The following is a 21073-nucleotide window of genomic DNA, read 5'->3' on the forward strand; positions in this document are numbered from 1 at the left end:
GATAGGGTGTTATATATCTTACGCTCAGTTAATTAACGGTTAGTAATCAAAAAAGGTCAGATAAGGAACTGCCTTATCTGACCTTATAAAGTAGCACGATAATCGGCTTAATTTGACGCTTCTTGTGCACCTTCTTCAACAGCTTCGCCTGCACTTTGAATATCTTCACCCGCGCCTTCGATAGTCGCGCAACCGCCCAAGCTTCCGATACTCGCTGCAAAAATCAGTGCTAAAAACGTGTGTTTACGTGTAGTTGAATTTAACATTTCCACTTTGTTTCTCCTTAGGTTTTACTCATCATCGGCTTGACTTGAATTGTCAGCCGCGTTTTCGTCACCGTTTGTTTGTGACGATGAATTATCATTAGATGAACTTCGCTCATCGCGCTGCTTAAACATGGTGTTAAGCTTATCACCACCTTTTGCATTAAAATCTAATGTTCTGATAGGGAATGGGATCAGGATATTGTTGTCTTCAAGCACGGTTTTTACCGTATTGATAGCGTCGTGACGCACTACCATAAACCCTGGATCTCCGGGATAACGGATCCAAAACCACAGCAATAAATTTATACTCGAGTCGCCAAATGATTCCGCGTAAACAGCAGTTTCATCTTTTTTGATCACGTAGTCTTTATCGTTCATTGCATCAGTTATAACGTTGGCGGCTGTTTCGATATCGTCGGCATAAGAAATTCCGAATGGGACTTCTATTCTTCGATATCCCAAGCTAGAGTAATTTGTCAGTATATTGCGGAATAAAATCTTGTTAGGGATAACTTCAAGTTGGCCATAGAAGGTCTCAACAAGAGTATTTCGAAGGTTTATTTCTTTAACATTACCAAAAACCCCTTCCGCTTCTATAACATCGCCTATTTCAAAGGGCTTTCTAATACCCATCGCTATGCCAGCTATGAAATTTTCAGTCATATCTTGGAAAGCAAAACCGATAGCGAGGCCAACAATACCTGCACCTGCTAGAAGTGATGTAACTGTGCCTTTAAGGCCGACAAAATCTAGTGCGATAAATATACCAGCGACAAGAACTAAGGCTTTGATAATAGATGTGAGAAGACCGGCTATCTGCCGAGACTCGAAAGTGCGTCGCATCAGTTTGCCTGCAACATTTCCTACCATTTTGGCTATAAGACCAAAAACAATAGCGATGACAAAGGCAACAACAATGTTTGGTAGCAAGGTGATTGCACCTTCCATCCAGCTTTCAAGTTTTTCACTTAAAAGCTTATATACTTCATCTATCTCAGGAAACTCCATTGGCTCCGTTACCGTCTTAAATGATTTCTCAAGACGTTTCAAGAACTGTTCCGAATACAGTAATTAAGTAAATAGTTGATATAATTGAAATTAATTTGGTTTCTGGATTACCTTCAAAAATGCGTTAGTGAATAAATTACGCAGTTAGGGCAAGTTCTTCTCACTCTATTTTCATCCTCGCTGTCACGTGATTTTTGCTTGCTAGTCTTAAGTATATCTGGTCTGACCATGTGTAAAATTAATGTGAACATATTATTCACAATAAATTTACAAAAATGAAATTCGGGCATAGTATCAGTGATGTAGGTCAATATTCTGTTGGCCTCTAACAATAACAAACACGAAATCGAACAGCCTGTTGCTAGCGGAAAGTGTGGGTAGTAGTGCCGGTAGTGATAAGCCCAGATTTGGAATCACACTATGAAATTTAAAACGCGTAAGACAGCAGTAGCCGCAATGGTCGGTACTGCGTTATTTTGCTCTCCTTATATCGCATCAGCCCAAGAATCTGACGTTGAATCCGAGCAAGAAGCTAAGAAAGACGTAGAACTCATCCTTGTTACCGGAAGTTTTGTTCGCAGAAGCGAAAACTTTGAATCTCCATCACCGCTAGCTGTTGTTGACAGTGTTGCAATAGACGCCATTGGCGCCAAAAACATCGCCGATATTACACAGACCCTAACCATCAATACAGGTGCAGAAAATAATCCTGACGCTTTCACGCAAAATGCCACCGCAGGTACCTCTAATATCAACCTTCGCGGTTTAGGTGTAGCATCAACATTAGTGCTCCTTAACAATAAACGCCAAGTCGTTACCGCTCAGCCCACTAATGAGGGGCTAAACTTTGTAGACACAAGCTCACTTGTACCTATGATTGCCATCGACAGAATGGAAGTAGTTAAGGACGGTGCATCTGCTTTGTATGGTTCAGATGCCGTTGCTGGCGTGGTTAACTTTATCACTAAACGCAACTATGACGGCGCAATGGTGACTGTGGACTATCAAGACGGTGCACACGGTGACAACAAAGAATATATTTTGCAAGGTTTATGGGGTGCTACAGGTGATAATGGAAGCGTATTAGCGGCTATTAGTTATACAAACCGTTCGCCACTATTTTTAAGTGATAGACGTTTAAGCCGCCCACAAGATGACACGAGTGCATTGGGTAATCCAGGCTCTTTCTTTTTAAATATTCCTGGTGCAGGCCCTCTACCTATTATTGACCCTTATGGATGTGAAGAATTTGGAGGTGCGCCAAACCTGCTTGCCCCTAGCGGCACTATTCCAGGGTTAGAGGTCGGTTTTTGTGGCTTTGACTTTGGTAAGTTTTATTCTTATGTAGCGGATGAAAGTAGAACCAATGCTTACGTGCGCGCAGACTATGAATTTGGTAACGACATTACGTGGACTGCTGAATTTAGTACCGCGAGAAACCGTGCCGAGCGCGGCGGCGCACCAAGTTTCCCCATTCTGACTTCACCTATTGTCCCAGACTATCACCCGCAAAACCCATTTGGTCAGCCAGTGGCATTTTTTGGTCGTGCTGAAGGTAATGGTTTTCCAGGTGATTCAGCCAATACAGAATCAGATACCTTGCGCTTCAGTACTAGCTTGCAGGGCGTAACAGATACTGGTTTCTGGGAGGTCAGCTACACCCGTGCAGTGAACGATTTTGTATTTAGAGTACCCGACGTGCTTAATACGGAGTTCCAACTCGCGCTATACGGACTTGGTGGCTCAAATTGTGACCCAATCGCTGGCTCGCCGGGCGTGGGTGACTGTGAATTCTTCAATCCGTTTGCGAGCTCGTATACGACTGCACCGAATTCTGATTATGTGGTGAGTTCATTTACGGGAACAGAGGTTATAGATTCAAAAGCAGATCTTGAAGTTTTCGAAGCGTTTACCTCGTTTGATGTGTTTGAAATGGGGGGCGGCTTTGCAGCATTAGCGCTAGGTGTTCAATACCGAGAAAATCAGCTTAGCCAAGACTACGATGACTTGGCTAATCAAGACAGCTTTACCTTTGTAATCGGCAACCCCGATATTGACGGTAGTCAAGATGTATGGGCAGCCTTTGGTGAACTTGCATTGCCCATTAATGATGAATTAGATGTGCAATTAGCAGTGCGTTATGAAGATTACGGCGGCTCTATTGGCAGCACAGTTGACCCTAAACTGGCTATATCATGGCGCGCCACTGATGAGTTTTCATTACGCGGTTCAATATCCACGTCGTTTAGAGCGCCAACAGTTTTCCTAGCGCAGGGGGGAGCTACCTCTTTGCAACAGCTTATTGACCCTGTGCAAGGTGCAACTGCTTTCGTGGCAGTTAGAACATCAGGTAATGAAGATTTAAAACCAGAAGAATCGACTGCTTACAATATCGGTTTCTCTTATGAGCCTTTCAGAGACCTTTCTGTTGAGGTTGATTATTGGAACTTTGAGTTTGAAGACCTGATCATTCAAGAAAATGCGCAAGCCGTGCTAAATGAAGATCCGACCAATACGGATCGAGTTGTTCGCGCGGGTGACCCGCTAACAGGGCCTGTGCTTCAAGTAAACAACACCTACGTTAATGCAAGTTCTCTAGAAACGTCAGGTCTCGATTTTGTTACGAGTTATAAAATTGAAACGGATTTTGGTAACTTTACGCCCACATTGAATGCAACTTACATTACCAAATACGATTTGATGGATCCTCAGGCTGGTAACATTGATGGCGCCGGACGTCGTAATTTTAATAACATTGGTGTGTCATCTCCTGAATTGCGCGCTAATTTAGGTTTAGCGTGGCAGAGCGATATTCATGCTGCCAATATCTTCCTACGTTATATTTCGTCTTATGATGACGATCAAAACTGTGCAGACGGCACAGCAAACGTGGGTGGTTGCTCAAATGGCTTTTATGAAGTTGATAGCCACCTAACGGTTGATGCTCAATACAATATTGATTTGGGTGGTTTGTACGATACCGAGCAAAGTTATGTACTAACCTTAGGTGCCATTAACCTGTTCGATGAAGAGCCGCCTCAATTATTTACCAACAGCGGTTTTGATTCTAAGGTTCATGATCCAAGAGGGCGTCAAATCTATGCTCGCTTAGCAATTGAGTTTTAGTTAATCATACAACAAAGCGAAAAGCCTGCCTTTATCATTACTAGTTAAAGGCAGGCTTTTTTGTAAACCATAGTCTCCACTGCGCACTTCCTTTTTCGTCTACAGCATTTTCCATTTATAAACCGATTGATTACATTATTGCGTACTTACCGCATAGTTTACCTACGAACTACGTGAAGCGAAGGAGAGAAGAATGGCGACTAAGCTGTCAGATAAAGAAATCACCGCAAAGTTAGATGCGTTAAACGAGCTAGTATCAGATGACACACCTTGGGAACAAAGCGGAGATAGCATTAAAAAGACGTTTAAGTTTAAAAGTTTTATCCGTGCATTTGGATGGATGTCGCAGATTGCGATTTGGGCGGAAAAACTAAAACATCATCCTGAATGGTTTAACGTATATAACAAAGTAGAAGTGACATTGACTACTCATGATGCTGATGGGCTAACGGAACTCGATTTTTCACTCGCTGAAAAAATGGAAAAATTTAGATAGTTAGGGTAGTTGGCTGGCTAAAATGGGCGTGTTTCGGCCGCAATTTGTATTAACTTTGCACATCTTGGTTAATTAAACCGCTAACAGTCAGAAAAATGAAATATTTCTCGACTTGGCACTTGTGTTGATTAAGTCTCTATGTATAATACGCCCCACGTTGAAGCGAGGCACAAAACGCAGCGGTTACAACGTTAATTTTCTGGCGCGGGATGGAGCAGTCTGGTAGCTCGTCGGGCTCATAACCCGAAGGTCGTAGGTTCAAATCCTGCTCCCGCAACCACAGAAAATAACCAGAATTTCAAAGTACTGCAAATGCAGGCTTTACCGTACAATCGCGGGATGGAGCAGTCTGGTAGCTCGTCGGGCTCATAACCCGAAGGTCGTAGGTTCAAATCCTGCTCCCGCAACCAATTTGTAAAACCAGAACTAAATAATATTGCGCAAGCAATATGTACCGTACAGTCGCGGGATGGAGCAGTCTGGTAGCTCGTCGGGCTCATAACCCGAAGGTCGTAGGTTCAAATCCTGCTCCCGCAACCACTTTTAGAACCCAGCTTTTGCTGGGTTTTTTCTTTTCTGATTGTGCAGTCCGTAAACATTCTCTCGATTTAACTGGCGGTAATTAAGGTAGTTTCTAAGAAATAATTTCCGCACAACATAGCCTATGTATGCTAAGTTAAAGTCATGCCACCATTGAATAATTAAACTTATAGGTAGTTTGGCCGCGCCATGATTGCTCGCTTTTTTACGTTTGATGAACACGCCGCGTTAATTGAAGGCGCTTATCACTTTCCCCTTGTTGTCCTGTCTTTATTAGTCGCTATTTTTGCTTCATTCATGGCGTTTAACGTTGCAGGGCAAGCAGCCGTCACTGATGACAAGCTAAGACGCAGTATTTTACTTAGTACAGGTAGCATAGCCCTAGGGGGCGGTATTTGGTCAATGCATTTTTTAGGCATGACCGCCTTTGACTTGTGTTTACCTATCGATTACGACCCCTTGATAACTGCACTTTCGGCAATTCCGGGCGTAGCTGCAGCTTGGGTAGCGCTGAATCTTTTGATCAAAACCCGTATAAGCGTTGCTGAAGTAATTTTAGGTGGCGTATTGATGGGAGCTGGGATAGGCACCATGCATTATAGTGGTATGGCTGCAATGGAGATGGCGCCGCTTCTTCGCTATGACCTTGGTGTATTTGCACTTTCTATCGTAGTTGCTGTTTGTTTAGCTATGCTGTCGCTATGGATTAAGTTTGGGATTACTGCCGCAACCAAAAGTAGAAAGTTATTGGGTAAGCACGCTGTGCTCGCAAGCACTGTTATGGGATTGGCTATTGCGGGTATGCACTATACTGGTATGGCTGCGGCAAGATTTGTTTTACCACCGGGTATGGAAACGTCCGGTCAGTCGTCAAATATCGCCGTCTATCTAGCTATTTCTATTGCTATCGTAACACTAGTGCTAATTACCATGGTATTGGGGATTAGCCTTTTATTTAAATATCGCGATGTAATGTTGCGCGCAATAGAAAGTGAACGAATTCAAAGCGCCATCACTGATACTGCTGTCGATGCCATCCTGACCGTAGATGATAAAGGAATTGTTAAAACAGCGAACCCTGCTGTAGAGCAAATTTATGGTTATACCCAGCAAGAAATTGTAGGAATGAAAGCCATTGAGATGGTTCCGCCTGAAAGACGGCATGTATATAACGATGACTTTTTTAGCCAACGCGTTGTGCCAACTGAACAAATTATCGGTACCGGAAGGGAAGTTGAGATAATCCGTAAGGGCGGGGAACGAATTCCGGCTCGTCTAGGCGTTGGCTACACCAAAATAGAAGGTAAGCCCGTATTTGTTTTTTTTGCTTCAGACCTTCGAAAACGCAAAGAGATGGAAGATGCGTTGCGTGAAAGTGAGGCTAAGTTTAGAAGTTTAATCTCGAATATCCCGGGTATGGCCTATCGATGTTTAAATATGCCAGGCTGGCCTATGGTTTTCGTAAGTGATGCTGTGCTAGAAGTTACCGGTTATCCGGCGAGCGACTTTGTTTTACCAGAGCCGAAACGTTCGTTTATAGACCTTTATCATCCTGATGACCTTGAACGACTCTCTAAAATCAATACTGAACAAGATGTATTTTCTTATGAATATCGCATTATAGCTAAATCAGGGGAAGTAAAGTGGGTAACAGAGCATGGTACTCACGTAAAAGACGATAATGGCAATATCCTGTATGTCGACGGTTTTATATCAGATATTACCCAAAGGCGGGTAATGGAAGATGAGTTAAAAGCTGCGAAAGACAAAGCTGAACAAGCGGCTGCAGCACGTACAGCATTCCTTGCAAATATGAGTCACGAGATTCGTACGCCTATGAACGCGATTATTGGTTTTAGCGACTTAATGTTAGGGGAGTCCTTGCGTGAAGAGCAGAAATCTCACCTAACTACGATAAACCGTTCTGCCCGTTCACTGCTGCACCTTCTCAACGACATACTGGATAGCGCAAAGTTAGATAAGGGGAAGCTTGACTTAGATTATCGCGACTTTCTTATTCGAGAAGAATTAGATTTGGTTGTTTCTACGTTTTGGTTAGAAGCGAAGCGTAAAAAGGTTGGGCTAGTCCTAAATGTCGATTCTTCGGTGGCAACTGGTTACAGAGGTGTGCCAGAGCGCATGCGGCAAGTGCTTAATAACCTTATTGGCAATGCCGTTAAGTTCACTCATGAAGGTGAGGTGTCGATTAATGTGAGAGGTGACGAAAAGTTTGTCTATTTTAGCGTGTCAGATACCGGCATTGGTATGACGCAAGAACAAGTGGAGCGCGTTTTCGACCCGTTCTCGCAAGCGGACGCGTCGATGAGTAGAAAATATGGCGGTACTGGCCTGGGAACCACTATTTCTAAACAGCTTGTTGAACTTATGGGCGGAAACATCTGTGTTACCAGTGAAAAAGGCAAAGGAAGTACCTTTACCTTTAGGTTGCCGCTAGAAGCGGTTGAAGTCAGTGACTACACACCTGATACTTTAGAATCGACTTCAACCCAACTTCAATCAACGTTAAATGTATTAGTGGTTGATGATGTACAACAAAATGTAGAGCTTTTGTCATTGCTCCTTACTCGAGCAGGACATCAGGTAGATACTGCTACCGATGGTGTTCAAGCGTTAGAAAAAATGGAGTCAGCTTCATTTGACGTCGTTTTAATGGATTTGCAAATGCCCAATCTAGACGGGTTAGAGGCCGCAAAGCAACGACGTAAGTTTGAGAGAGAACATCAGTTACCCCCAACGCCTATTATTGCGCTGACTGCGAGTGTTTTGGTGCAGGATAAGCATGCGGCGCAACAAGCCGGTATGGAAGGGTTTGCAAACAAGCCGGTGGACTTTGGCTTACTTATGGAAGAAGTGGCGCGGGTTCTTAAACTCGATACCTTTGTTGCCGCCGACACGCCTATAGAAAATGACTCAGAATCAGCGTTTAAAGCCGATAAAGCTACCTTAGATTTAAAGAAAGCGGTTGGTCTGTGGGGAAGTGTAGAGACGGTATTGCAAGAAGTGGATAAATTCACTTCAACAAGTAGAGAAAAGGTCGATGAGTTGATGAACGCAGCTATTAGAGAAGACTTTAAAACGGTAGCGTCGCTTTCTCATGGCTTAAAAGGAACGTCGGGTAACCTATGTCTAACTACTTTCTTCCGTATCACTAAAGAGATAGAGGCGCAGGCGCTGAAATCGATCATCGATATTGAACAAGTTAATCAGCTTCGCGACGCTTTAGAAAAGATAGAGTTGATGCTAAGCGAATCGCCTTTATATGCAGAAAATGCAATTAATGAAAGTATAGACAATGCTTTGCTCCTTAGTCACCTGAAAGCTATGCTCAATAGTGTAGAGCAGAATATGGTAGATGAAGCGGAGCTGTCATTTTTAAAAGAAATAGGGTGCTCTAATCACAACGAGCAAATTGGTCAAATTCTCTTAGATATAGATGACTTTGAGTTTGAATTGGCGCACGAGCACATTTCTTCATTAATACAAGAGTTAGAGTAGCCCAGAGACACGGCATGTTAGAGATTGAAATTGAAAAACCTACTTTATTAGTGGTTGATGATGAGCCCGTAAATTTACGGGTTTTGAAGCAACTTTTAGCATCGGACTACCAGCTTGTTTTCGCAAGAAACGGTGAAGAAGCGTTAAAGCTAACTGAGACTAGACAGCCAAACTTAATATTACTCGATGTCATGATGCCTGGGCTCACGGGGTTTGAAGTCTGTCGTCAACTTAAGCAGCAGTCGAGTACTAAGCACATCCCTGTCATCTTTGTTACGGCGTTAAACGATGAGCATGAAGAAACTGAGGGGTTCGAAGCTGGTGCCGTGGATTACATTACTAAGCCTATATCACCAGCAATCGTGAAAGCACGGGTGAAAACTCATTTGAGTTTAGTGCAGTCTGATGAGCTTTTAGATAGCCGATTACAGGTCGTTCAACGGTTGGGAAGAGCAGCAGAATACAAGGATAATGAAACAGGCATGCATGTAATGCGCATGAGTCATTATGCTAAAGAGTTGGCGTTAGCTTATGGGCTGACTGAAAAACAAGCAGAAACTTTGCTACATGCTGCACCTATGCACGACATTGGCAAAATTGGTATTGCTGATAGCATCATGCTTAAGCCTGGTAAGCTTACCGATGAAGAATTTGCCACTATGAAGCACCATCCAGAAATTGGCGCAGAGATCATCGGTGATTGCGGCGATTCTTTACTGCTCAAAGTGGCAAAGTCAGTTTCATTGACCCATCATGAGAAATGGGATGGAACGGGTTACCCTAACGGACTTTCCGGTGAGGATATTCCTATTGAGGGACGCATTTGTGCCATTGCTGATGTGTTTGATGCTCTTACCAGCAAACGGCCTTATAAAGATGCGTGGAGTATTGAAAAAACGGTAGATTTTCTTCAAAGCCAAAAGGGAAAGCATTTCGAACCAAAACTGGTCGATTTGATGATAGAAATTATGCCTAAAATACTCGACATAAAAGCCAAGTTTAAAGATGAGGACTAACCGCTAAGTCTTTTCGCTGTTGCTTAATGCGCCGCCTATACGTATAATGTGCGCATTAAGTGATGAGAGCGGGCTCCCTCATTAAAGGAAAGTAACGCACTTATCATTAGCAAGCTATCACCTATCGGTGGTTTTACCCATAAGTTTGCAACTGCCTACATTGGCAGGTATGGGTTCAGAATTTTAATAAAAGCCCCGCTAGTCCGGGGCTTTTTGTTGTATTAAAACCTGGAGTCAGCCTCGCTGAGCCGGGTGATGACAGGTGGGCTTTAGGCCCTTTTTTCGTTTTTGGAGGTTTGCATTGGCAAAACTTGAAGAGAAACTAACCGAAATGCTAGAGCCAGGTGTAGAAGCACTGGGCTTTGAATTGGTTGGTATCGAGTTTGTACGAGCGGGGAAGCATTCAATTCTTCGCGTTTTTATTGATCATGAAAACGGTATTACCGTAGATGATTGTGCAGATGTAAGTCATCAGGTTAGCGCAATTTTGGACGTTGAAGATCCGATTAGCACTGAATATAACCTTGAAGTGTCATCACCAGGTATGGACAGACCGCTTTTCAAAGAAAAGCATTACATTGCGGCTGTGGGTGAAGTGGTTCAAGTTCGTTTGTCTATGCCAATGGACGACAGACGTAATTTTAAAGGCAAAGTACTTGCGTGTGAAAACGGCATCGTAAGTATTGAAGTGGATGGCCAGCAGTTCCAGTTAGCTGTGGCGAATATCGAAAAAGGTAACGTTGTTCCCACGTTCGATTAACGGAACAGCTCTGCTTTCATCGACGAAAGCATAAGAGAGGCGAAAATGAATAAAGAAATTTTGTTAGTGGCGGAAGCCGTTTCAAATGAAAAACAAGTGCCTAGAGAGAAAATTTTTGAAGCGCTAGAGTTTGCGATCGCTAGTGCAACAAAAAAGAAAAACGAAGGCGAAATTGAAGTTCGTGTAAGTATCGACAGAACGTCTGGTGACTTTGATACATTCCGTCGCTGGTTGGTTATCCCAGATGATCAAGAGCAAGAAAATCCATTTGCTGAAATTACGTTTTCTGCGGCGCAAATCGACGAGCCAGAAATACAACTTGGCGATTATGTGGAAGAACAGATTGAATCTATCAAATTCGACCGCATAACTACGCAAACCGCTAAGCAAGTTATCGTACAAAAAGTGCGTGAAGCTGAGCGTCAGCAAATGATTGCTGAGTACGAAGACAAAGTGGGTGAACTGGTTACGGGTACGGTTAAGAAAGTAAACCGCGACAATATCATTATTGATTTGGGCAATAACGCAGAAGGCGTTATCTACCGCGATGATATGCTTCCTCGTGAAACTTTCCGTCCAGGTGACCGTGTACGTGGTCTTCTTTACGTTATTCGTCCGGAAGCACGCGGTGCACAGCTATTTATTAGCCGTACTCACCCAGACATGCTAGTTGAACTATTCCGCTTAGAAGTGCCTGAAATTGCAGAAGAGACGCTAGAAATTAAATCTGCGGCTCGCGATCCAGGTTCACGTGCGAAGATTGCCGTTAAAACTAACGATAAGCGTTTAGACCCAGTGGGTGCGTGTGTGGGTATGCGTGGTTCACGCGTACAAGCTGTATCGGGCGAACTTGGCGGTGAACGTGTTGATATCGTGCTTTGGGACGAGAACCCAGCGCAATTCGTTATCAACGCAATGGCTCCCGCTGAGGTTGCGTCAATTGTTGTTGACGAAGACAGCAACAGCATGGACGTAGCGGTTGAAGCGGACAATCTAGCACAGGCAATTGGCCGTAGTGGTCAAAATGTTCGCCTAGCTAGCCAGCTAACAGGCTGGGAACTTAACGTGATGACGGTTGAAGACCTCAACAAGAAGCACGAAGAAGAAAACGCGAAGGTACTTGATCTATTTACTGCTGGTTTGGACATTGACGAAGAGTTTGCGTCTGTGTTGGTAGATGAAGGCTTTACAACGCTAGAAGAAGTGGCGTACGTGCCAGCAAGTGAGCTTCTAGCGGTTGAAGGGTTAGATGAAGAAATGGTTGAAGAGCTGCGCAACAGAGCGCGTGCTTTCTTAACCACGCGTGCACTAGCGAATGAAGAATCGCTTGAAGGTGCAGAGCCTACAGAAGCCTTATTAAATCTTGAAGGTATGAGTAAACACGTGGCCTATGTGTTGGCCAGCCGCGGTGTTACCGACCTGGAAGAATTAGCAGAACAAGGTACCGATGATATCAGTGATATCGATGAACTAGACGAAGAGAAAGCCGGTGCGTTAATCATGGCGGCTCGTAATATCGTATGGTTCAGTGAAGAAGAGTAAGGTCAACAGGGGGAAAATTACGTAATGGCAGATGTATCTATTGAAAAGCTCGCCAGCGACATTGGTACGACCGTTGACCGATTGGTTGGCCAGTTTAAAGACGCGGGTATCTCTAAGAGTGCCGGCGAACAGGTAAACGAAGACGAGAAACAGAAACTATTGGATCATTTAAGTAAGCAACACGGCAGCGCAGCTGAACCAACGCGTATGACACTTAAGCGTAAGACAACAAGCACATTAAGTGTTGGTAAGTCTAAAGAAGTGAAAGTGGAAGTACGCAAGAAGCGCACATACGTTAAGCGCAGCGACGTTGAAGAACAACAACGTCAAGCGGAAGAAGAAGCGAAGCGTCTTGAAGAAGAGGCACGTTTGAAGCGCGAAGCAGAAGAGAAAGCAGCAGCAGAAGCAAAGAAAGCCGCTGAAGAAAAAGCGCGTAAAGCAGAAGAAGCGAAGAAAGCCGCTGATGAAGAGCGTGCACGTCGTGCGGAGCAAGCTAAGAAAGAAGCTGAAGCCCGTAAAGCAGACGAGCCAGAGCTAACTGAAGCTGAAAAAGCGGAAGCAGAAGCAGCGCGTCAGGAAGAAGAGCGCCTGCGTAAAGCACAGGAAGAAGAAGCGCAGAAGAAGCTTGAAGAAGACGCGAAGAAGGCGGCTGACGAAGCGCGTAAACTTGCTGAAGAAAACGAGCGTCGCTGGAAAGAAGAAGAAGAGCGTCGTAAGAAAGCAGAAGCTGAAGAAGTTCACTTGCACTCTAACCGCTATGCTCAAGAAGCAGAAGACGAAGAAGACATGCAGGTTGAGCGTTCTTCACGTCGTCGTCGCAAGTCTAAGAAAAACGCTGGTGAGCATCTTAAGCAAGGCTTTAACAAGCCTGCAGCACCAGTAGAGCGCGTTGTTAAGCTTGGCGCAACCATCACAGTTGGTGAGTTGGCAAGTAAACTTGCTATTAAGTCTAACGAAGTTATCAAAACGATGATGAAGATGGGCGAGATGGCTACCATCAACCAAGTACTAGACCAAGACACTGCGGTACTTGTTATCGAAGAGATGGGTCACAAGTACGAGCTTGTAAATGACAATGCGCTTGAAGATGAGTTGCTAGCAGATGGCACAGATGGCGAGAAATCGACACGTGCTCCTGTTGTTACCATCATGGGTCACGTTGACCACGGTAAAACATCATTGCTTGACTACATTCGCCGTGCAAAAGTAGCAGACGGTGAAGCGGGTGGTATTACTCAGCATATTGGTGCTTACAAAGTACAAACAGATAACGGTGAAATCACCTTCCTCGATACGCCTGGACACGCCGCGTTTACTGCAATGCGTGCTCGTGGTGCTACGGCGACGGATATCGTTATTCTTGTTGTTGCTGCAGATGACGGCGTAATGCCGCAAACGAAAGAAGCGGTACAGCACGCCCGAGCTGCTGGCGTACCTCTTATCGTTGCAGTGAACAAAATGGATAAAGAAACAGCTGATCCAGACCGCGTTAAAACTGAGCTATCTCAACTTGAAGTTATCTCAGAAGAGTGGGGCGGTGAACACCAGTTCTGTAACGTTTCTGCGAAAACGGGTATGGGCGTGGATGAGCTTCTTGATGCTATCGTGCTTCAGGCAGAACTACTTGACCTTAAAGCGGTAGCTGAAGGTTCTGGTCGCGGTATTGTTATCGAATCTCGCCTCGACAAAGGTCGTGGTCCGGTAGCGTCAGTACTCGTTCAGGAAGGTCAACTACTTGCGGGTGACATTCTACTTTGTGGTGAAGAGTACGGCCGTGTTCGTGCAATGCGCGACGAAAACGGTAAAGAAATTAAGGTTGCAGGACCTTCAACGCCGGTAGAAGTACTTGGTCTTTCAGGTGTTCCAGTAGCGGGTGAAGATGCCGCAGTTGTTAAAGACGAACGTAAAGCTCGTGAAGTAGCAGCGAAGCGCCATCAGAAGAAACGCGAACTTAAACTTGCTCGTCAGCAAAAAGCGAAACTTGAAAACATGTTTGCGAACATGGAATCAGGTGATGTTAGCGAACTTAACATCGTACTTAAGGCTGACGTACAGGGCTCTGTAGAAGCGATTTCTGAGTCACTGGTTAAGCTTTCAACTTCTGAAGTTAAAGTTAATATTGTAGGTAGTGGTGTAGGTGGAATCACCGAAACTGACGCGACCCTTGCGGCTGCATCAGGCGCTATCGTACTAGGCTTTAACGTTCGTGCCGATGCAACAGCGCGTCGCGTACTAGAAGCTGAAGAAATTGACCTACGTTACTACAGCGTTATCTACCACCTAATTGACGAAGTGAAAGCGGCCATGAGCGGTATGCTTGCACCAGAGTTTAAGCAGGAAATCATTGGTCTTGCCGAAGTACGTGACGTATTTAAGTCACCGAAACTGGGCGCAATTGCAGGCTGTATGGTTACAGAAGGTAACGTTAAGCGTAGCAACCCAATCCGTGTACTTCGTGAAAACGTAGTAATTTACGAAGGTGAATTAGAATCACTACGTCGCTTTAAAGACGACGTACAAGAAGTACGTAACGGTATGGAATGTGGTATCGGCGTTAAGAACTATAACGATGTGAAAGTAGGCGACCAAATTGAGGTCTTCGAAATCGTTGAGGTTAAACGCGAAATTTAATTGCCTTAGTTAATTCGGCATGTGAAAAACGGGGGCCGAGTGCTCCCGTTTTTGTCTCTATAAAGTAAACAGCCTCAAGCATGCCCTACGTTAAATAAGGAAAGGAGAGTACAATGGCTCGTGAATTTTCACGTACCGACAGAGTCGCTCAGCAAGTTCATAAAGAAGTAGCGAGCATTCTGCAAAACGAATACAAACACCGCGTAGGCGATATGCCTTTAATCACGGTTTCTGATGTAGATGTATCGCGCGACCTAGCTCACGCTAAAATCTTCGTGACTATCTACAACAGCACTGAAGAAGAAGGCAAAGCGCAAATTAAGCAGCTAGCCGAATACAAAAAGTTCATTCGCAGTATTCTTGCAAAACGTATTCGCATGCGCTCAGTACCTGATCTTCACTTCTTTGAAGATAAGTCGATTGTTGAAGGTATGCGTATTTCTAATCTTGTGTCACAGACCATCGCTAAAGATGAGTCGAAGCGCGATGAAGACGATTCACAAGAGCAGGAGTAGATGGCAAGACGTCGTAAGGGCCGTGACATTAACGGCATAGTATTGCTTGATAAACCACTTGGTGGGTCATCAAACCAGCTATTACAGAAAGTACGCTGGCTATATAAGGCGGCCAAAGCGGGCCATACAGGTGCGCTTGACCCGCTAGCTAGCGGTATGCTGCCGCTGTGTTTGGGGGAAGCGACCAAATTTTCACAGTTTCTTTTGGATGCGGAAAAGACCTACGAGGTTACGGCACAACTTGGCGTTCGCACAACCACGTCTGACGCCGACGGTGAAGTGGTAGAAGAGAAGCCCGTTGAAGTCACGGAAGAGCAAGTACGCAATGCTTGCTTAGCTTTTTTAGGTAAAAGTAAGCAGATCCCTTCTATGTTTTCTGCGCTTAAGCATCAAGGTAAGCCGCTTTATCATTATGCGCGTCAAGGCATAGAGATTGAACGTGAACCCCGTGATATTGAAGTGTATGAACTGGACATACTGCGTATCGAACTGCCTTATGTCGATATGCGCATCAAGTGTAGCAAAGGTACTTATATTCGCTCTATCGTAGACGACCTAGGACAGAACCTGGGTTGTGGCGCTTATGTGACCCGCTTACATCGCACCGAAGTTGCTGACTATCCTACGGATAAAATGGTGTCGCTGGATAAGTTAATTGAAATTCAGGAGTCGCTAGAAGACGGTGACTTCAAAGCGCTTGATGACTTGCTTATTCCTATGGATACCGCTGTAAGTCGTCTACCGTTTGTGACAATTAACGACGCCGAAAGAAATCGCTTTGACAATGGGCAATCGGTTAAAGGCATGTGCAGTGAAGCACTTTGTGAAGGGACATCCTACCGGGTTTACCACGGCGTGGATACAAATGGTATTTTCCTTGGCGTTGGAGAAGGGGTGCTTGACCCAAAAGATCAAGGCATACCTAAACAAGAAGTGTTTGTTAACCCTAAGCGTCGGGTTGTTTATCCATAGACGTGGCGTCTGTAAATAAAGATGGTTTATGGCTTGCTAAGTGTGTAAACGTCATTATAATACTGCGCTCATTCCGCTTTGCTGAATTAGTGATCGGCGAAGCATAAATTTTAGGAGAATGATATGTCACTAACTAAAGCAGAAACCGCGAAAATCATTGCTGAGTACGGCGTAAAAGAAGGCGACACTGGTTCACCAGAAGTTCAAGTAGCTTTGCTTACTCACAACATCAACAAGCTTCAAGGTCACTTTGCTGATCATAAGAAAGATCACCACTCTCGTCGTGGTCTTCTACGTATGGTTAGCCAACGTCGTAAGCTTCTAGACTACCTTAAAGGCAAGAACGCTGAGCGTTACCTTGACCTAATCAAGCGTCTAGGTCTACGTCGATAAGACTAGGTTTCAAGAAAAGCGCCCATTGGGCGCTTTTTTTTCATCCGTTTTTTACTTAAGAGATACTCTCCTTCGAACTAGGCTAATCTGCAATTTCAACTTTCCTTTGAACGTTGCTTCTTATCTTCATACATCCTTTCATCGGCAATATGAATAAGTTCTTCTAACATTTTTCCCTCTGATGGATAGCTTGCATGCCCAATACTTACCCCTATGTTGAATGTCCCTTGAGTGGTAGTAATAGGCTGAGTCAGTGTCTTAAATAGCCGCGTCGTTATCCGCCCTATATCGTATTCTTTACTAAGTTCAGTGACGACGACAATAAACTCATCACCACCAACACGCGCAGCAATATCGTATGAGCGACATAAGGCTTTTAGTCTTTGTGCAAGCTCTACAAGTACTTCATCACCTAGGGCATGACCATATTCATCGTTGATTGGTTTGAAACGGTTTAGATCGAGATAAAATAGGGTACAAAATTTTGCGTTTCTTTCTAGCCTGGGAAGTTCATTGCGCATATAAGTAGATAAAGCTCGTCTATTAGCAAGTCCGGTAAGTGTGTCGCTATTAGCAAGCTTTTTAATTTTTTGCTCGGCTTCTATTTGATCAGTAATATCAACGTTAATACCGAACATCTTACTACCTTCAACGCGGCCGTATGCTTTGACGTGACGATACTGCTCATTTAAGGTTTTAATTCTATACGTTGCTTCGAAAGAGGATTTTTCTAATACCGCCTTCTCAATTTTTTTCTTTACGCCATCGATATCACTAGTATGGACGGTGTTTTCCCAATCACTAAAAAGGCCACTAAAACGATTTTGGGATATATTGTAAATTTTGTGCATCCACTCGTCCCAAATAAGAAGGTTAGTTCGGATGTCCCATTCCCATACTCCAATACGAGCAGCGTCCGCAGCCATAGACATTCTGTGATTAAGCGTCTTAAGTTCGTACTGGGTTTCACGCCATTTAGTTACATCTTCAGAAAGGGATAAAATAAACTGTGCGTCACCGTAACTATCACCTATGACTATTTTTTTTGTGTGCAAGTAGCGCACTTTGCCGCCAATATTAAGTCGGTATTCATGGGCGTTTTGCTTCTTGGAACTTAACAGTAATTGCTTATCATCACTAACAAATGCCTTAGCTTCTTTTTCTTCAAATATATCAAAATCAGACAGCCCAATTAACGATGCTTTATCAATACCCAATAGCTCACTTCCTGCATCGTTAACATGCGTAATAGAAAGGGTCTTAGCGTTTTTTACTAGCAACATATTGGGCAGGGCGTCAAACACGGTTTGCGCAAAGACTTCTTGGTTTTTTACATCCGATAGGTCTTTAATCGTACACATATAAGCGACATGGTTTCCCGGCAACTGTTTAACTTTCAGAGAAAGAGGAAACACTTTGCCATTTTTTCTTATGCCGTCTAACGTAAATGGGGCGCTATGCGCAACGCTGTTATTTGCCCCTTTCTTTAAGCTAACAATTAGTGATTCACTAGTATGTTCAGAAGGACTAATAAGTTCTCTTATATGCACCGACTGCGTGGTAAGGGTAAGGTCACTCAAGCCGAACATGTTTAACGCCACAGGATTTGCAAACTCGACCAAGCCCGAATTATCGAAGGTGATAACGCCATCTTGTACGGTGTTTAATACGGCGTTGTATCGCTCAAGCAATAAAGTTCGTGTGCGAAGTTCAATAAATACCAAGATAGCAAATGCAAATAGCATGACCATTAGCATGACTAAATAAACTAGGTTCTTGGTTTCAGGCTCTTGCAGTATTTTAGTCTCTGGAAGGGCATAGACATGCATAGACAGCATTCCGGTATAGTGCATGCCGGAAATAGCGGACCCCATGATGATTGCTGGTACTATTTGCTTTGTAATGCGAAGCTGCGCAGTAGTCACATATTCATGGGTTTTTAATGCAATGCCGGCCAATCCCACAGCAACCACAATCGAAAGGGAGAAATACCAACCATTGTAAGCCATAGCGGCGTCCATCTGCATCGCCAGCATGCCGATGTAGTGCATACTGCCTATGCCGACCCCCATATAAATACTGCGAAGCCATAGCGCATTTGCCTTGTAAGGCAATTTGCCCATAACAACAATGCTTGCGAGGATCGCAGGGAATACAGATAGCAGAGTAATAAAAGGGTCGTAAGAGACCACAAGCGGAAGTTGATAAGCAAGCATGCCAACAAAGTGCATGGACCAGATTCCAAAGCCCAAAAAGCATGCAGATGCCAGCGACCAAAAAGCCCGCTCGTTTTGCATTTCCGTTTGCGCCATCTTAGCCGCAAGCACGAAAGAAATTAGCGATGCTGATATGGCAATAAGAACGGAAACCAGTACGAAAAATACATCGTAGGTAGCTAGGATTTCAGTATTAGGAGGAAAATCTGCTACTGAAAAAAAATGATAATGTCCGTGTTCCAAAACGTAATAATGCTAAATTCAATATTACTACTAAATGTAGTAGTTTCACCTATTTACGCAACTCTACTTTCTCTGCTGTTTTGGATGATGAGCGAACGGCGTTTTGCATCGTTTTTAATTCTTGAGCTGTTAAGTTTCGCCATTGCCCTGGTTTTAGTGACCCGAGCTCTAAATGCATAATGCGTGTGCGTTTAAGTTTAGTCACCTCATAGCCTAAGAATTCACACATTCTGCGTATTTGGCGATTAAGCCCCTGGGTAAGAATAATAGTGAATTTGTTTTTGCCGGTTGGTTTGACTACACAAGGCTTTGTCACTGTGCCTAAAATAGGCACGCCGCGCGACATACGCTTCACAAACCGTTCACTAATAGGCTGGTTAACCGTTACTTCATACTCTTTGTCGTGGGCATTTTCAGCGCGCAAAATTTTATTTACGATATCGCCATCGCTGGTGAGTATGATGAGTCCTTCAGAAGGCTTATCAAGCCTACCTACGGGAAATATACGTGCTTTATGACCGATAGCGTCAATAATATTGCCTTTAACATGGCGTTCGGTAGTACAGGTTATGCCTATAGGTTTGTTGTATACAATATAAACCCTATCTGATTTGTCCTTCGCTACCGCACCTACCACCTTGCCATCAACTTTGACAATATCGCCGGCACCAATTTTAGTGCCAAGCTCTGGTGGTTTGTTATTTACCGTAACGCGCTTTTGCTCAATGAGTTTATCCGCTTCTCGGCGCGAACATAGGCCTGTGTCACTAATATATTTATTTAAACGTTTAGGCGCTTGGTCACTCATTGCGCAGTATGTCCTGTCTTATTTCGTCGAAGGCGGTAATGGTATCACGACAAAAAAGAAAGGGGCGATTAACCCCTTTCTTTTTTCTGTATTTATCTGGTATTGCTATGTCGTACTGTTTGTCTTGAAAACAACACGCCAAACAATGGAGGGTAATTTAACTGCCAGCAGGTGAGGGAGGTGAGCCCGCACCACCACTGGCACTGCCACTTGATACTACTTTTGTGGCGATGTCGCGGATCTCGTTTTCTAGACTGGTAATGCGTCCAGATAACGTTGTGTTGCGCTGCTCCAATACTGACAGTTTATCGGTAAGATTACGCACACGCTGCTGAGCGCTTTGTTTATCGCTTGTTGCTTGTTCTAGTTGAACATTTACAGCAAGTAGCTCATCAGCCAATGATGCCAGCTGATTTTTAACAGAACCGATTGCAGCAGCTTGGCTTTTTACGTCGTCAGAAACGGCGCTGACATTTTTATTCAGTGCAGTTTGAACATTGCTAACACGTTCGCCAAGGTCAGCGATTTCCTTTTGATTGCGACGCCATGCTGAAGCCCAAAGCTTGTCCATTTGCTCCCACAATTCGTTAGTCTTGTTCGACAATTCGGTAACTTTGACTTGTAAGGCAACCGTCGATTCGCCGATTTCCTCGCCTGTCGCAGAAAGCTTATTTTCTAACTGCATAATGCGCTTTTCGGCTTGCTCAGCCACAGCCTTTTGTTGCTCAAGCATAGTGTACAAATAGTAACAACCACCACATGCCGCTAAGGCAATTAAGGCAACTAAAACAACCCAGACTCCGTTACCGCCACTACTATTTGAAGGCTGGCGGTTAGTTGAAGGAGAAGGTGAGGGCGTGGTCGCCTTTGTCGGGGCCGCTTGCCTTTTAGTCTGATAATCTCGACGGTCTTCTTCATCCAATCTAATGGTTGGAAACTCGTCGTTTTTCGAATTATTTGCCATAGTAAATTAATAATCTCTTTATGTAGCGCTCTCTTGATGACGTTAAAACGTTTTATCTTAA

The 21073-nt window shown here is 44.1% G+C and carries 15 protein-coding genes and 3 tRNA genes; 13 read left to right on the forward strand and 5 right to left on the reverse strand.

The window, feature by feature from the left end:
* Positions 1-107: 107 nt before the first annotated feature.
* Positions 108-272 (reverse strand): entericidin A/B family lipoprotein, encoded by a 165-nt coding sequence (locus ACXAGK_RS10095; protein ID WP_081765829.1) that lies wholly within the window; start codon positions 270-272, stop codon positions 108-110.
* Positions 273-290: 18 nt separating this feature from the next.
* Positions 291-1274 carry a mechanosensitive ion channel family protein gene (locus ACXAGK_RS10100; RefSeq protein ID WP_474856398.1) on the reverse strand — a complete coding sequence of 328 codons (984 nt, stop codon included), beginning with the start codon at positions 1272-1274 and terminating at the stop codon, positions 291-293.
* A gap of 420 nt (positions 1275-1694) precedes the next feature.
* Here ACXAGK_RS10100 and ACXAGK_RS10105 point away from each other — a divergent pair, with 420 nt between their 5' ends.
* The 13 genes from ACXAGK_RS10105 to rpsO all read left to right on the forward strand — a co-directional run bounded on the left by ACXAGK_RS10105 (position 1695) and on the right by rpsO (position 16781).
* Positions 1695-4400: a TonB-dependent receptor gene (locus ACXAGK_RS10105; RefSeq protein ID WP_474807209.1), complete on the forward strand. Its 2706-nt coding sequence runs from the start codon at positions 1695-1697 to the stop codon at positions 4398-4400.
* A gap of 193 nt (positions 4401-4593) precedes the next feature.
* Positions 4594-4896, forward strand: a complete 303-nt coding sequence (locus ACXAGK_RS10110; protein WP_474856100.1) for a 4a-hydroxytetrahydrobiopterin dehydratase — start codon at positions 4594-4596, stop codon at positions 4894-4896.
* A gap of 203 nt (positions 4897-5099) precedes the next feature.
* A tRNA-Met gene (locus ACXAGK_RS10115) sits at positions 5100-5176 on the forward strand.
* 53 nt (positions 5177-5229) lie between these two features.
* Positions 5230-5306 (forward strand) — tRNA-Met (locus ACXAGK_RS10120).
* A 53-nt stretch (positions 5307-5359) separates the two neighbouring features.
* Positions 5360-5436: transfer RNA gene (locus tag ACXAGK_RS10125), tRNA-Met, on the forward strand.
* A 189-nt stretch (positions 5437-5625) separates the two neighbouring features.
* Positions 5626-8952 (forward strand): MHYT domain-containing protein, encoded by a 3327-nt coding sequence (locus tag ACXAGK_RS10130; protein ID WP_474856102.1) that lies wholly within the window; start codon positions 5626-5628, stop codon positions 8950-8952.
* Positions 8953-8966: 14 nt separating this feature from the next.
* Positions 8967-9968, forward strand: coding sequence for a response regulator (locus ACXAGK_RS10135; RefSeq protein WP_474856104.1), 1002 nt, complete (start codon positions 8967-8969; stop codon positions 9966-9968).
* A 301-nt stretch (positions 9969-10269) separates the two neighbouring features.
* The gene (rimP, locus tag ACXAGK_RS10140; protein WP_474856106.1) at positions 10270-10728 is read left to right on the forward strand and encodes a ribosome maturation factor RimP; all 459 of its coding nucleotides are present in this window, start codon (positions 10270-10272) and stop codon (positions 10726-10728) included.
* A 45-nt stretch (positions 10729-10773) separates the two neighbouring features.
* A complete protein-coding gene (gene nusA, locus ACXAGK_RS10145; protein WP_474807202.1) occupies positions 10774-12270 on the forward strand; it encodes a transcription termination factor NusA in 1497 nt (498 codons plus the stop codon).
* Positions 12271-12294: 24 nt separating this feature from the next.
* The gene (gene infB, locus ACXAGK_RS10150) at positions 12295-14901 is read left to right on the forward strand and encodes a translation initiation factor IF-2 (RefSeq protein WP_474856108.1); all 2607 of its coding nucleotides are present in this window, start codon (positions 12295-12297) and stop codon (positions 14899-14901) included.
* 113 nt (positions 14902-15014) lie between these two features.
* Positions 15015-15416, forward strand: coding sequence for a 30S ribosome-binding factor RbfA (rbfA, locus tag ACXAGK_RS10155; protein ID WP_118495169.1), 402 nt, complete (start codon positions 15015-15017; stop codon positions 15414-15416).
* A complete protein-coding gene (gene truB / locus ACXAGK_RS10160; RefSeq protein WP_474856110.1) occupies positions 15417-16388 on the forward strand; it encodes a tRNA pseudouridine(55) synthase TruB in 972 nt (323 codons plus the stop codon).
* A gap of 123 nt (positions 16389-16511) precedes the next feature.
* Complete coding sequence (rpsO, locus tag ACXAGK_RS10165) at positions 16512-16781, forward strand: 30S ribosomal protein S15 (protein ID WP_012518257.1); 270 nt, start codon at positions 16512-16514, stop codon at positions 16779-16781.
* A 95-nt stretch (positions 16782-16876) separates the two neighbouring features.
* On the opposite strand, the gene ACXAGK_RS10170 is transcribed toward rpsO, so the two are convergent.
* From ACXAGK_RS10170 to ACXAGK_RS10180, 3 genes are all read right to left on the reverse strand, one after another.
* On the reverse strand, positions 16877-19240 hold the full coding sequence (locus ACXAGK_RS10170) for a diguanylate cyclase domain-containing protein (protein WP_474856112.1): 2364 nt from the start codon (positions 19238-19240) through the stop codon (positions 16877-16879).
* A 49-nt stretch (positions 19241-19289) separates the two neighbouring features.
* Entirely contained in the window at positions 19290-20048 is a 759-nt protein-coding gene (gene rluF, locus ACXAGK_RS10175; RefSeq protein WP_474856114.1) for a 23S rRNA pseudouridine(2604) synthase RluF, read from the reverse strand.
* Between the two features lie 157 nt (positions 20049-20205).
* Positions 20206-21012 (reverse strand): hypothetical protein, encoded by an 807-nt coding sequence (locus tag ACXAGK_RS10180; protein WP_474856116.1) that lies wholly within the window; start codon positions 21010-21012, stop codon positions 20206-20208.
* Between the last annotated feature and the right edge of the window lie 61 nt (positions 21013-21073).

Source organism: Alteromonas sp. ABM1_013 (genome assembly GCF_056160505.1).

What these genes read in the sequence shown, in the direction of transcription:
- ACXAGK_RS10100 (WP_474856398.1), bottom strand. Translation starts at nt 1,274, where the DNA reads ATGGAGTTTCCTGAGATAGATGAAGTATATAAGCTTTTAAGTGAAAAA.
- ACXAGK_RS10105 (WP_474807209.1), top strand. Translation starts at nt 1,695, where the DNA reads ATGAAATTTAAAACGCGTAAGACAGCAGTAGCCGCAATGGTCGGTACT.
- ACXAGK_RS10110 (WP_474856100.1), top strand. Translation starts at nt 4,594, where the DNA reads ATGGCGACTAAGCTGTCAGATAAAGAAATCACCGCAAAGTTAGATGCG.
- ACXAGK_RS10130 (WP_474856102.1), top strand. Translation starts at nt 5,626, where the DNA reads ATGATTGCTCGCTTTTTTACGTTTGATGAACACGCCGCGTTAATTGAA.
- ACXAGK_RS10135 (WP_474856104.1), top strand. Translation starts at nt 8,967, where the DNA reads ATGTTAGAGATTGAAATTGAAAAACCTACTTTATTAGTGGTTGATGAT.
- nusA (WP_474807202.1), top strand. Translation starts at nt 10,774, where the DNA reads ATGAATAAAGAAATTTTGTTAGTGGCGGAAGCCGTTTCAAATGAAAAA.
- infB (WP_474856108.1), top strand. Translation starts at nt 12,295, where the DNA reads ATGGCAGATGTATCTATTGAAAAGCTCGCCAGCGACATTGGTACGACC.
- rbfA (WP_118495169.1), top strand. Translation starts at nt 15,015, where the DNA reads ATGGCTCGTGAATTTTCACGTACCGACAGAGTCGCTCAGCAAGTTCAT.
- truB (WP_474856110.1), top strand. Translation starts at nt 15,417, where the DNA reads ATGGCAAGACGTCGTAAGGGCCGTGACATTAACGGCATAGTATTGCTT.
- rpsO (WP_012518257.1), top strand. Translation starts at nt 16,512, where the DNA reads ATGTCACTAACTAAAGCAGAAACCGCGAAAATCATTGCTGAGTACGGC.
- rluF (WP_474856114.1), bottom strand. Translation starts at nt 20,048, where the DNA reads ATGAGTGACCAAGCGCCTAAACGTTTAAATAAATATATTAGTGACACA.
- ACXAGK_RS10180 (WP_474856116.1), bottom strand. Translation starts at nt 21,012, where the DNA reads ATGGCAAATAATTCGAAAAACGACGAGTTTCCAACCATTAGATTGGAT.